At 72.3% G+C, this 12,599-nt stretch carries 10 protein-coding genes; 7 read left to right on the top strand and 3 right to left on the bottom strand.

Going from position 1 to position 12,599, the window contains the following annotated elements; all coding sequences use genetic code 11:
- Positions 1–10: 10 nt before the first annotated feature.
- Complete coding sequence (locus AC3A3L_RS03665) at positions 11–1,273, bottom strand: cytochrome P450 (RefSeq protein WP_487638682.1); 1,263 nt, start codon at positions 1,271–1,273, stop codon at positions 11–13.
- A gap of 98 nt (positions 1,274–1,371) precedes the next feature.
- Between AC3A3L_RS03665 and mgrA the strand changes: the two genes are divergently transcribed.
- The 4 genes from mgrA (at position 1,372) to AC3A3L_RS03645 (ending at position 5,848) form a co-directional block, all read left to right on the top strand.
- On the top strand, positions 1,372–2,406 hold the full coding sequence (gene mgrA / locus AC3A3L_RS03660) for an L-glyceraldehyde 3-phosphate reductase (protein WP_487638681.1): 1,035 nt from the start codon (positions 1,372–1,374) through the stop codon (positions 2,404–2,406).
- A complete protein-coding gene (locus AC3A3L_RS03655) occupies positions 2,403–3,776 on the top strand; it encodes an FAD-dependent oxidoreductase (protein ID WP_487638680.1) in 1,374 nt (457 codons plus the stop codon). The genes mgrA and AC3A3L_RS03655 overlap by 4 nt, the downstream gene beginning before the upstream one ends.
- Before the next feature lie 96 nt (positions 3,777–3,872).
- The gene (locus AC3A3L_RS03650; RefSeq protein ID WP_487638679.1) at positions 3,873–4,988 is read left to right on the top strand and encodes a hypothetical protein; all 1,116 of its coding nucleotides are present in this window, start codon (positions 3,873–3,875) and stop codon (positions 4,986–4,988) included.
- Between the two features lie 125 nt (positions 4,989–5,113).
- Entirely contained in the window at positions 5,114–5,848 is a 735-nt protein-coding gene (locus AC3A3L_RS03645) for an N-acetyltransferase (protein WP_487638678.1), read from the top strand.
- A 12-nt stretch (positions 5,849–5,860) separates the two neighbouring features.
- Here AC3A3L_RS03645 and AC3A3L_RS03640 read toward each other — a convergent pair whose 3' ends face one another.
- Positions 5,861–7,114, bottom strand: coding sequence for an Nramp family divalent metal transporter (locus AC3A3L_RS03640; protein WP_487638677.1), 1,254 nt, complete (start codon positions 7,112–7,114; stop codon positions 5,861–5,863).
- A 173-nt stretch (positions 7,115–7,287) separates the two neighbouring features.
- On the opposite strand from AC3A3L_RS03640, the gene AC3A3L_RS03635 reads away from it, so the two are divergent.
- The gene (locus tag AC3A3L_RS03635) at positions 7,288–8,061 is read left to right on the top strand and encodes a PASTA domain-containing protein (protein WP_487638676.1); all 774 of its coding nucleotides are present in this window, start codon (positions 7,288–7,290) and stop codon (positions 8,059–8,061) included.
- A 183-nt stretch (positions 8,062–8,244) separates the two neighbouring features.
- On the opposite strand, the gene AC3A3L_RS03630 is transcribed toward AC3A3L_RS03635, so the two are convergent.
- Positions 8,245–9,660 (bottom strand): HNH endonuclease signature motif containing protein, encoded by a 1,416-nt coding sequence (locus AC3A3L_RS03630; protein ID WP_487638675.1) that lies wholly within the window; start codon positions 9,658–9,660, stop codon positions 8,245–8,247.
- A gap of 189 nt (positions 9,661–9,849) precedes the next feature.
- Here AC3A3L_RS03630 and AC3A3L_RS03625 point away from each other — a divergent pair, with 189 nt between their 5' ends.
- The gene (locus tag AC3A3L_RS03625; protein ID WP_487638674.1) at positions 9,850–11,529 is read left to right on the top strand and encodes an ABC-F family ATP-binding cassette domain-containing protein; all 1,680 of its coding nucleotides are present in this window, start codon (positions 9,850–9,852) and stop codon (positions 11,527–11,529) included.
- The gene (locus AC3A3L_RS03620) at positions 11,526–12,551 is read left to right on the top strand and encodes a GNAT family N-acetyltransferase (RefSeq protein ID WP_487638673.1); all 1,026 of its coding nucleotides are present in this window, start codon (positions 11,526–11,528) and stop codon (positions 12,549–12,551) included. Before AC3A3L_RS03625 ends, AC3A3L_RS03620 begins: the two co-directional genes overlap by 4 nt.
- The last annotated feature ends 48 nt before the right edge of the window (positions 12,552–12,599 follow it).

The raw sequence follows: 12,599 nt of genomic DNA, 5'->3' as shown, positions 1-12,599 counted from the left end.
GTGGTCGGCCTCAGCCGAGCCGGACGGGCAGCGCCTCCACGCCGTGGACGATGGCGAGCTCGGTGAACCGGAGGTCGGCGGGGTCGCAGGCGAGCGCCAGGTCCGGGAAGCGGCGGGCGAGAGCGACGAGCGCGGTGCGCAGCTCCATGCGGGCCAGCTCGGCGCCGAGGCAGCGATGCATCCCGTGGCCGAAGGCGAGGGTGCCCGCGACGGCGGAGGTGGGGTCGAACTGCTCGGGCTGGAGTCGGTGGGCGGGGTCGCGCTCGGCGCCGGTCAGCGAGACGAGGACGATGTCGCCCTGCTGGACGACCTGGTCGCCGACCGTGACCTGGTGGCGCGCGATCCGGGGGAACGCCATCTGCACGGGGCAGACGAACCGCAGCAGCTCCTCGACGACGCGGTCCACCTCGGCGGGCTCGCCCCGCTGGAGGGTCGCCCAGGCGTCGGGATGCTGGAGCAGGACCCACGTGCCGAGCGACAGCATGCTGGCGCTGGTCTCGTAGCCGCCGAGGAAGACCCCGTCGGCCAGGCCGCCCAGCTCGACGTCGTCGAAGTCGGCGCCGTGGTCGGCGACCATCCGGGCCACCAGCCCGTCCGGCAGGTGCGGGGCGCGACGCTCGGACGCGACCAGGTCGATGAGGAACTGCCGGGTGCCGGCGGCGGTGTCGAAGATGCCGGCTCCGGCGTCGCGGAGGTCGAACCGTGCGGCGCCGTGCGCCCGGAACGCCTGCCGGTCGACCTCCGGCATCCCGAGCAGGTCGCAGATGACCCCGAAGGGGACCCGGAAGCCGAACCGCTCGACCAGGTCGACCTCGGGCCCGTGGGCGGCCATGTCGTCGAGGGCGTCGCCGACGACCCGGTCGATGTCGGCCTGGAGGTCGGCGAGGCGCCGCCTGGTGAAGTAGGGCGTGAGCACGCCGCGCAGGCGACCGTGGTCGGGCTGGTCGGTCATCCCGAGGCCGCCGATCCGCTCGGCCGGGGCCCGGTCCTGGCGGCCGATGATGTCGCGTACGTCGTTGGCGAACGACGCGGAGTCGGCCAGCACGGCGCGCGCTGCGTCGTACCCCGTGACGAGCCAGACGCGGGTGCCCAGCAGGCTCGCGAAGCGCACCACCTCGCCGCGCTCGCGCGTCGTCGCGAGCCGGACGACCGGATCGACCCCGTCGCGCTGGAGGGGGAACCGGATGTTCGCCGGGACCCGACGCACGTAGGGAACCCGCCGCGCGGTCGACAGCGCGAGCTTGAAGGCGGTGCCACGCCACGAGGAGCTCATGGGTCCAGTACACCCGGGTGCGCCCCTCGGGGCCATCCGGTATCACCCCGGTCCAGCCCGGGCACGGCCCCGACACCCGACCGGGCAGGATGTGCGGCATGGCCTACGACGCAGCCCCTGACAGGTACGACGACACGACCGGGATGCACTACCGGAGGACCGGCCGCAGCGGCCTGAGGCTGCCGGCGCTCTCGCTCGGGCTGTGGCAGAACTTCGGCACCGACCGCCCCGAGGAGACCCAGCGCGCGATCCTGCGCCGGGCCTTCGACCGCGGCGTCACGCACTTCGACCTCGCGAACAACTACGGACCGCCCTACGGCCGCGCGGAGGAGAACGCCGGTCGCTACCTCGCCGACGACTTCTCGCCCTACCGCGACGAGCTGGTGATCTCGACGAAGGCGGGCTACGACATGTGGCCGGGACCCTACGGTCAGGGCGGCGGCTCGCGGAAGTACGTGCTGGCCTCGCTCGACCAGTCGCTGGCCCGGATGGGCCTCGACTACGTCGACATCTTCTACAGCCACCGCTTCGACCCCGAGACGCCCGTCGAGGAGACGATGATGGCGCTCGACACCGCGGTGCGGTCGGGGCGCGCGCTCTACGCCGGCATCTCCTCCTACTCGCCGGAGCGGACCCGCGAGGCGGCCACGATCGCGCGCGAGCTCGGCACCCCGCTGCTGATCCACCAGCCGTCCTACTCGATGCTCAACCGCTGGGTCGAGGGAGGGCTGCTCGACGAGCTCGAGGAGCAGGGAATGGGCTGCATCGTCTTCACCGCGCTCGCCCAGGGGCTCCTGACCGACCGCTACCTCGACGGCGTCCCGGCCGACTCGCGCGCGGCGCGCGACGACTCGACGATCGCCGGGCTCGACGACGAGACGCTGGACCGGGTGCGGTCGCTGAACGCCATCGCCGAGGGGCGCGGGCAGAAGCTCGCCCAGCTGGCGCTCCAGTGGGTGCTCCGCGACGGCCGGGTGACGAGCGCCGTGATCGGCGCCTCCAGCGTCGAGCAGCTCGACACCAACCTCGACGCGCTCGAGGCGCCGCCGCTGACGGAGGCCGAGCTCGCCGAGATCGACCGCTTCGCCGTCGACTCGGGCGTGAACCTCTGGGCGAAGCAGATCGAGGAATGACGGGCCCGCGCCGCGTCGTCGTCGTCGGCGCGGACGCTGCCGGGATGGGGGCGGCCCACCAGGCCCTGCGCACGGCCGCCCGGCGCGGGGAGGAGCTGGCCGTCACGGCGCTGGAGGCGAGCAGCCACACGTCCTACAGCGCGTGCGGCATCCCCTACTGGATGGCCGGTGACGTGCGCAGCGGCGACGACCTCGTCGCGCGCACGGCCGAGCAGCACCGCGAGGCCGGGATCGACCTGCGCCTCGGCACCGAGGTCGTCGCCGCCGACCTCGCGGCCCGCACGGTGACGACGGCCGCGGGCGACGTGGTGGAGTACGACGACCTGGTGGTCACGACCGGCGCCCCGGCCGTGGTGCCCGACTGGGCGCGGCGGCCCGACGGGACGCCGTACGACGGGGTCGGCGTGGTCAAGACCCTCGACGACGGGGCCGAGTGGGTGCGCAGCTTCACCCGGGTCGGACCCGGCGCGCACGTGGTGGTCGTCGGCGCCGGCTACGTGGGCGTCGAGGTCGCCGAGGCGGTGCTCGACCAGGGCTTCGGCGTCACCGTCCTCACCCGCACGCGGGGGATGGGCATGCTCGAGGACGAGATGTCCGACCGGGTCAACACCGGGCTGGTCGACGCCGGGGTCGAGCTGGTGCTCGGTGCCGAGGTCACCGGCCTCGAGCTCGACGGCGACCGGGTGACGGGCGTGCGCTGGGACGGCGGTTCGCGGCAGGCCGACCTGGTCGTCGTCGCGGTCGGCGTCGAGCCGGCCACCGGCTTCCTCGTCGGGAGCGGCCTGGAGATGACCGAGGACGGCGCGCTGCGACCGGACCCGCACGGCCGGGTGGCCGACCACGTCTGGGCCGCGGGGGACTGCTGCGAGGTGCGGCGCCGGATCGACGACCAGTGGGTCTTCCGGCCCCTCGGCACCCATGCCGCCAAGCACGGCCGCGCCCTGGGCGACAGCCTGGCCGGGGGTGACCTGACGTTCGACGGGATGGTCGACACCTCGATCACCCGCTTCTCCTCGGGCGGGGTCCACCTCGAGATCGCGCGGACCGGGCTGTCCCGCGCCGATGCCGATGCTGCCGGACTCGACCCGCTGGCGCTGGTCACCGAGGGCACGACCGCCGCCGGCTACATGCCCGAGGCCGAGCCGATCGCGATCTGGGTGATGGCAGACCGCACGACGCGTCGGCTGCTGGGTGTGCAGGTCGTCGGCGGGCACGGTGCCGGCAAGCGGATCGACACCGCCGCGGCCGTCCTCTGGGCCGGTGGCTCGGTCGACGACCTGGCCTGGATGGACCTGTCGTACGCCCCGCCGTTCGCGACCACGTGGGAGGTGCTCCAGATCGCCGCACGGCGCGTCGCCGAGCGCCTCTAAGGGGTGGTCCGCGTCCGGCGCGGTCGACCTACGTTGAAGTGCTCCGCCCTACCCGGACGGGACAGTCCACGTACGATCCCCCCAAGGAGAACCCCTGTGAGCAGCACTTCTCGGTGGCCTGTGGCGCTCGGCGCCGCGGCCCTCCTCCCGCTCGGTTTCCTCGTCCCGGCCGCCACCGCGACCGCGGCCCCCGCCCCGAGCGCAGCACCAGCCCAGTCCCGGCACACCCTCGTCGAGGTGCCCGCGCAGGCCGCCCTGCGCGACGCCGTCGACCCCAGTGAGTGCGCCACGACGCTGCTCGACGACTACATCGACGGCCTCTTCGCCGAGATGAGCGACGAGCAGTTCACCTTCCTGGTCCAGCACCAGGACGCCCTGCTGTCCGTGCCGACCTACGACGCCCTCTTCTTCGGCACCGCGGGCGACCCGGACTACGCCCTCGACTCGCACGCCCGGCAGCTGCAGAACACCTTCCGCGACCTGCGACGGTTCTGGGACATCGAGTCCGGCGACATCCAGCTGATGGCGATGCACAGCGACTCGCTGCTCGACGCCGCCCGCATCGCCCGGACCCTCGAGGCCATGGTCGACACCGTCGAGCTGGCGCCGATGACCGACGCCGAGATCGCGGAGGAGGCCCAGACCGTCGCCACGTTCATGCAGGCGCAGGACGAGGCCTTCCAGGACAACCCGCTCTGGACGCTCAACGCCTATGCCTTCTCCGGGGAGGGCGAGACCGACCCGATCGTCGCCGCGCTGCCCGACAAGCTGGTCTTCGGTGACGGCATCCTCGAGGCGTACGACGCCATCGGTCTCGGCGACGTCGGCCCGCGGGTGATCATGGCCCACGAGTTCGCGCACCACGTGCAGTACGAGCTCGGCACCTTCGACAGCGGCCCCACCGACCCGGCAGCGGCGACGCGCCGCACCGAGCTCATGGCCGACGCCATGGCGTCGTACTTCGCCACCCACAGGAAGGGGCTGGCGCTCAACCGCAAGCGGGTCAGCGACGCCCTTCTGAGCTTCTACACGGTCGGCGACTGCTCCTTCGCCAGCCCCGGCCACCACGGGACCCCGCTGCAGCGTGAGCGCGCGGCGGACTGGGGTGCCGACCTCGCAGCGGCGGCCCGGCCGCGCAGCGCCGTCCTCCCGGCCGCCACCGTGGTCGAGATGTTCGACGCCGCCCTCCCGGGCATCATCTCGGGCAGCTGACCCGAGCAGCATCACCTCGCTCAGCACGCACCGCCCCCGGCCCTCGAGGTCGGGGGCGGTGCTGCGTCCAGGGACGACCACGGAAAACGCCGGCGCCGGCGGTGCGGCTCGGCGAGGATGACGCCATGCACCTCGAGATGTTCACCCTCGCCGAGCGCCCCGAGCTCATGGACACCTTCTGGGACATGGAGACGTCGTGGCCCGAGTTCATGAAGCACGACCCGATCGGCAACGGCTACTACGCCTCGCTCGAGCACTTCCGCGAGTTCGTCCTCGTCTGCCTCGACGAGTCCGGGCGGATGGTCGCCAAGGCGCACTCGGTGCCGTTCCAGCTCCCCGAGGGCGAGCTGCCCGACGCGGGCTGGGACTTCGCGATCCGCAGCGGGCTGCTGACGGAGCTGTGGGGGGACGAGCCCGACGCCGTGTCGGCAGTCGAGATCGCGATTGAGCCGGGCCTGCAGGGATCCGGTCTGTCGGGCCGCATCGTCGCCGCCCTGCGCGACAACGCTGCCCGGCTCGGCTTCTCCGAGCTGCTCGCCCCCGTCCGCCCCAACGGCAAGGCCGACGTGCACGAGCCGATGGCGGACTACGCCTCCCGCACCCGCGACGACGGGCTCCCCGTCGACCCCTGGCTGCGCGTCCACGTCCGGGCCGGCGGCCGCATCGATCGGGTGGCGCCGCGCTCCATGGTCATCCCGGGCACGGTCGAGGAGTGGCGGGAGTGGACCGGGCTGCCGTTCGACATCACGGGCCCCGTCGTCGTACCCGGTGCGCTGGCGCCCGTCATGTGCGACGCCGAGCACGGCACCGCGACGTACGTCGAGCCCAACGTCTGGGTCAGGCACCCCACCGGCGCGTGAGGCGCCGCGCGCTCAGCCGCCGGCGACGGCCTTGCGGACCTCGTTGACGCACAGCGCGATGAACGCGAGGGCACACAGCGCCATGAGCACGTTGGAGTGCAGCTTGTTGCGCCACTCGGCAGGCGTGCGATCGGTGTTGAGCAGCCACAGCAGCGTGATCGCGAGGAACGGCATGAAGAACGCGCCGAGGACGCCGTAGGCGAGGATCAGCCACACCGGCTTGCCGAGGAACATCATCACCATCGGCGGGAAGGTGAGCCACAGGATGTAGGCGCGGTACCACTTGCCGCCGGCGCGGGCGTCGTCCGCATCGCCGTTGGTCACGTGGGTCATGAAGTCGGCGAACATCAGGCTGACGCCGTTCCAGACGCCGACGAGCGACGACATGGCCGCGGCCCAGAAGCCGAGCAGGAAGAGCTTGCCGGCCCACTGGCCGTAGCGGTCCTGCAGCACGACACCGAGGTCGACGAGCCCCTGGTCGCCGCTCTCGATGGCGACGCTCGTGGAGTAGAGCAGCTCGGCGCCGACGACGAGCGTGGCGAGGACGAAGATGCCGGTGACGACGTAGGCGACGCTGTTGTCGATCCGCATGACCCGCATGTAGCGGGGGGTGTCCCAGCCCTTCTCGCGCAGCCAGTAGCCGTACGCCGCGAGGGTGATGGTGCCGCCGACGCCACCGGCGAGGGCGAGGGTGTTGACGAGCCCGCCGTCGGGGATGCGTGGCGCGAGGCCGGTCAGCAGCTCGCCGAGGTTCGGCAGCGTCAGCAGGGCGGCGCCGACCATGGTCACGAACATGATGCCGACGAAGGCGGCGAGCACCTTCTCGAAGACGCCGTAGCGCCCGGTCCACACCAGCACGAGGCCGAGGACGCCGGACAGGATGCCCCACCAGGTCGTGGAGAGGCCGCCGAGCAGGCCCTGCAGCGCGAGGCCCGTGCCGGCCATGGCGGCGGCACCGTAGACGAAGCCCCAGATCACGATGTACGGCCCGAAGTACCAGGTCGTCCAGGCGCCCAGCGAGCGCCAGCCCTCGAAGATGGTCCGGCCGGTCGCCAACGAGTAGCGGCCCGCGCCCTCGACCAGCACGATCTTCATGACGCATCCCACGACCACGCACCACAGCAGCGTGTAGCCGAACTTCTGGCCCGCGATCAGCGTCGCCACCAGGTCGGCGGCGCCGACGCCGGTGGCCGCGACCACCAGGCCGGGACCGACGATCTTCCAGCGGGGGACGGTGGACTGCTCGGTCGTCGAGGGAGTCGCCATGGATCAGCACCCTACTGGTGGTCTGGACCAGTGGGCGGTCCTCCTCCAGCCGAAGGCAGCATCGCCGCAGTTCTGCGACCTCTGCTGACTAGCCTCCACCCATGGGTCACGGGACGGAGGAGGCACGCAGGGCGAGCCGCCCGGACCTGGGTCAGGTCCTCGTGCTGCTGTCGGTGGTGGTCGTCGTCGTGGCTGCATGCTCCAGCCCGGAAGCGCCGGGCTCTGACAATCCTGCGACACCGGCGGCCGGCGACTCGGTGCGAGCCGAGGTCGCGGAGGTCGAACCCCTGGCCCTGCCCCAGGTGACCGGGCAGCCGGTACGTCAGGCGCGGCGCACCCTGGGAGGGATGGGCCTCGAGGTAGAAGTCGTCGACGTGCGCGGCAGCGCGTGCGTCCCCCACGGCGAGGTGCTGGAACAGCGCCCGGCCTGGAAGCGTGACGTGGCCGCTGGCTCCACGGTCACGTTGGTGGTCAACCGCTCGCCCGGGTCAGCATGCGGTCTCGGGTTGTGGGAGCCTTCCGACGTCCTGCGCCGAGCGGGAGGCAAGCTCGTCGCCTTCGCGCGCGGCGACCTGCCCGGACTGCCGGCCGACACGCCGATCACCCTGTTCCTCGGAGGAGTCCGCCGCGGCATCGCTGAGGAGCCGACGGACCGGTCGGCATGGGGTGTGTGCCCGCCGGCCGGCTCCTATGCCGGACGATTGTGTCCGTTCTCGGCGCTGGAGGTGATCTCGAGCTGGCCCGGACCGGTGGCGATCGCCGGCGATGCTCCGGCCCACGCGTGTGCTCACCCCGAGCCGTTCGACGCCCGCCAGGTCGGTGGCGTAGCGGCCGTGACCATCACGCCCGACGAGGAACTGGACTGCGCGTCGTACTGGGCCGTGCGGCTCGCTGTCAACGACGTCGGCCAGGTCGTGGCGGTGGACCTCGTCCTCGCGGAGCCATGACCCACGTCAGCAGTACGCGTCCCCGGCTCAGCGCCGGCCGTGGGGGTTCGATCCAAGTCTGGACGTGATGATGCCCGGTCGCTTCTTCGTCACACCCTCGAACAGGCCGACGGCGACCGCTTCACGGGCCGTAGACGTGCCTGCGGCCCCGCCACCCGATGGATGGCGGGGTGTGGGGCGGGGTCATGGCCGGCGCGGTCGTGGGATGTCGGGTGGATCATCGGCTGGCGGGTCGATGGGGCTGGTGCCGGTGCGGTCGCGTCGGTAGCGGTGCCCATGCGGGCTGGTCCACTCAAAGCAGCCGTTGCTGGTCATCCGGTAGCGCCATGCTGTGTGGGTCTTCAACCGGTGGTGGAACCTGCAGAGTGCGGCGAGATTGCGGGTGTTGGTGGGGCCAGGTTGTGGTCGGCCTTCCGCCTCTGCCTGATGGTCGAACTCGGTGACGTGGTCGATGTCGCAGCCCCGTGCGGGACGGGTGCACCACGGGAACACGCAGGTCCGATCGCGCAGAATGATCTGCTCCCGGATGCGGTCGGGGACCTCGTACGCCTCGGTGTGCAGCTGGGCGTTGAGGTCGATGACCGGCTTGATGGTGACCTTGGTGCGGGAGTCGCCGCACCAGTCGCGGATCTGGTCGAGCAGGATCAGCCGCTGGCCCTGCTCCATCCGGCCGGTGGGACCGAAGACCGTGGTGTCTCCGGAGTGGATGGCGTCGAAGTGGGCGTGGAGGACGACCTCCCGCGCGGCGGGGAGGTGCTCACGGTCGGCACCCGCCCCGGCGTCCTGGGTGTGGAGGTCGAGGGCGGTCTGGGTGCGGGCGAGGTTGCCCAGCGCAGCCGAGCGGCGCGCTCCGAGCGAGGCGTCCGACCCGAGGGCCTTCAAGGTGGCGGCGCCGTGGGCGAGGGCGCGGTCGAGGTCGAGGGCGTCGGCGATGTCGACCTCGGCCTCGATCCGCATGGTGCCGGCGTAGTGCACGTCGTCGTCGTGGAGGGTGACGTGGCGGGGGTCGACCGACAGGTAGCCGTCCTCCGGGTCCGCGGTCGGGTCCGCCTCGGCGAGGTCGTAGCGCTTGATCGCCTCCGCGACGAGGCGGTCCAGCTGCGCCGGACCGACCCGCCCCGCGACCGCTGCGACCTGCGCGTCCACGAACCCGGCGGCCTCCCGCGTCAGCCTGGGGGTGGCGTGGATGGTGGTCTCGGCGACCGAGCGGGCACGCCACGCCGGCACCCGCCCGGCCTGGACCTGCGCCCACAGTCGAGGGAGGCGGTGGCGCAGCTCGAGGGCGTGGCCGACGAGCTTCTTCGCCGCGGTCGTCGAGACCCCGAGGACGCCGCCGAGCTCGGCGAGGCAGAACTCCGCGACCAGCGGCGCACCGTCGCCCGCGATGGGCTCCTCGTGCTCGGAGCCGGGGACGGTGAAGGCTGCCGCGTCGTGGATCGATTCCGGCGGGTGCAGGTCGGCCCACCGCGCGGCGAGGACCAGCTGGTCGGCCGCCGCGCGCTCCTCGTCGAGACGTCGGGCCCGGATCGCACGCAGCAACCCCGAGGCGGTGAGGTCCTCGACCTCACCTGCTCCGCGGCCTGCCAGCGTCTCGATCATGTGTTCGATTCTACCGACGGCCACCGACAGCCGCTATGGCTGTGGACGGTTGGTGGCCCGCCTTCTCGGCTTGGTCTCGTGACGGGCTTCGTCCTTCCTCGACCAGCGCAGAGTCCCTCCTCGACCAGCGGAGGCGGGCGACGGGATAACCACGCGACGGGGGAGGGGGTGGCTTGCGAGAATCAGCCCGTGGGACACGTGGACGTTGCTGGAGTGAGGTACGAGCTGCCGGACGGGCGGGTGCTGCTCGACGACGTCAGCTTCCGCGTGGGCGACGGGCAGAAGGTCGCTCTGGTGGGTGCCAACGGCGCGGGCAAGACCACGCTGCTGCGGATCGTCACCGGTGACCTCAAGCCCCACGCGGGCGTCGTGACCCGTTCGGGCGGCCTGGGGGTCATGCGGCAGTTCGTCGGCCACGGGGGAGCCGACGAGACCGTCGCCGACCTGTTGCTCTCGGTCGCGCCGGCCGACGTACGCCGGTGGTCCGAGGAGGTGGCGGCCCAGGAGCTGCGGCTGATGGACGACGACAGCGAGCCGGTGCAGATGGCGTACGCCGAGGCGCTGGGGCACTACGGCGACGTCGGGGGCTACGACCTCGAGGTCGTGTGGGACAAGGTCACCACCGCGGCGATGGGGATGCCCTACGACCGCGCCCGCTACCGCGCGCTCACCACGCTGTCGGGCGGCGAGCAGAAGCGGCTCGTGCTGGAGTACCTGCTCCAGGGGCCCGACCAGGTGCTGCTGCTCGACGAGCCGGACAACTACCTCGACGTGCCGGGCAAGATGTGGCTCGAGGAGCGGATCCGCGAGTCGCCCAAGACGATCCTCTTCATCAGCCACGACCGCGAGCTGCTCAACAACACCGCCACCCGGATCGTGACGGTCGAGCTCGGCAGCGCCGGCAACCTCGTGTGGACCCACCCGGGTGGCTTCGCGAGCTACCACGAGGCACGCGCCGAGCGCTTCGAGCGCTTCGAGGAGCTGCGCCGCCGCTGGGACGAGGAGTACGCCAAGCTGCGCGCCCAGATGCTGATGTACAAGCAGAAGGCGGCCTACAACTCCGACATGGCGAGCCGCTACCAGGCCGCCCAGACCCGGCTGAAGAAGTTCGAGGAGGCCGGGCCGCCGACCGAGCAGCCGCGCGAGCAGCAGGTGAAGATGCGGCTCAAGGGCGGACGCACGGGCAAGCGCGCCGTCGTGTGCACCGACCTCGAGCTGACCCACCTGATGAAGCCGTTCGACCTCGAGGTCTGGTACGGCGAGCGGGTGGCGGTGCTCGGCTCCAACGGGTCCGGCAAGTCACACTTCCTCCGGTTGCTCGCCGCAGGCGGCAGCGACCCCGACATCGAGCACCAGCCCGTCGGCGTACCTCCGGCGCCGGTCGCGCACACCGGCAGCGCCAAGCTCGGGGCACGCGTGCGGCCGGGGTGGTTCGTGCAGACGCACGAGCACCCCGAGCTCGTCGGCCGCACCCTGCTGGAGATCCTGCACCGCGGCGACGACCACCGTGACGGGATGGGGCGCGAGGCGGCGAGCCGCGTGCTCGACCGCTACGAGCTGGCCCACGCCGGCGAGCAGAAGTTCGAGTCCCTCAGCGGTGGGCAGCAGGCGCGGTTCCAGATCCTGCTCCTCGAGCTGTCCGGGGCGACGCTCCTGCTCCTCGACGAGCCGACCGACAACCTCGACGTGCAGTCCGCCGAGGCGCTCGAGGCCGGGCTCGAGGCCTTCGAGGGAACGGTGCTCGCGGTGACGCACGACCGCTGGTTCGCCCGCGGCTTCGACCGCTTCCTGGTCTACGGCGCCGACGGCGAGGTCTACGAGTCCGACGGCCCGGTGTGGGACGAGGGCCGGGTGACGCGCGCCCGATGAGCCTCGACATCGCGCCGGTCGACCCGGCCGACGACGCTGCCTTCGCGGCCTGGCACCGCGTCTACGAGGTCTCGACGCAGCACGAGCTGGGCGAGGTGGCGACGACCTGGCAGCTCGAGGAGCTGCGGGCGAGGATGCAGGGCGGCGGGAGCCACGACTGGTCGGGCGCCTGGGTGGCCGTCGCGGACGGGACGACCGTCGGGGCGGGCTGGCTGCGGACGCCGCTGCTCGACAACCTCGGGCTCGCCGAGCTCGACGTCCACGTCCTGCCGCAGCACCGGCGCGTCGGCACCGGGTCGGCCCTGCTGGCCCTGCTCGAGGACGAGGCACGCTCGCGGGGGCGTCGGGTGCTGACCGGCCTCTCGTCGTGGCCCTACGACGCCGGACCGCGCGGCGAGCGTGCACCGGGCCCGGAGTTCGCGCGGGCCCGCGGCTACGGCCTGGCCCTGTCGGAGGTGCAGCGCGAGCTGCGGCTGCCGGTCGACGACGACCTGCTCGCGGAGCTCGCCGACGCGGCGGCGCGCGCGCACCCGGCGTACACGCTGCGGTCCTGGAGCGGCCCGGTGCCCGACGACCTGCTGCAGGGGTGGGCCGAGATCACCTCCATCCTGGCGACCGAGGCGCCCACGGGCGACCTCGAGCTCGAGCCGGAGGCGGTCAGCACCGACGCCGTCCGCGAGCGCGAGGACACCCTCGCCAGGCAGGGGCGGACGAAGTACAACACCGTCGCGCTGTCGTCCTCGGGCGAGGTGGTGGCCTACTCCGACCTGGCCACGACCCTCCACGAGGCCGGACGCGCCTACCAGTGGGGCACGCTCGTGCGCCGTGAGCACCGGGGCCACCGGCTCGGTGTGGCGGTCAAGGTCGCCAACCTGCGGCTGCTCCAGCGCGAGCGTCCCGACGTCACCCGGCTGACCACCTACAACGCCGAGGTCAACCGCCACATGATCGGCGTCAACGAGGCGCTCGGCTTCCGACCGGTCGCACGGCTGGGTGACTTCCAGAAGAAGCTGGACCGCTGATCCGTACCCCACGCCTTGGGGGGAGGTCGGGTTTGTCCAACGTCGGCA

This window comes from Nocardioides sp. Soil_C_8 (genome assembly GCF_057656315.1).
Note: the sequence above shows the minus strand (reverse complement) of the source record. Positions and strands in the feature narration are given on the sequence as shown.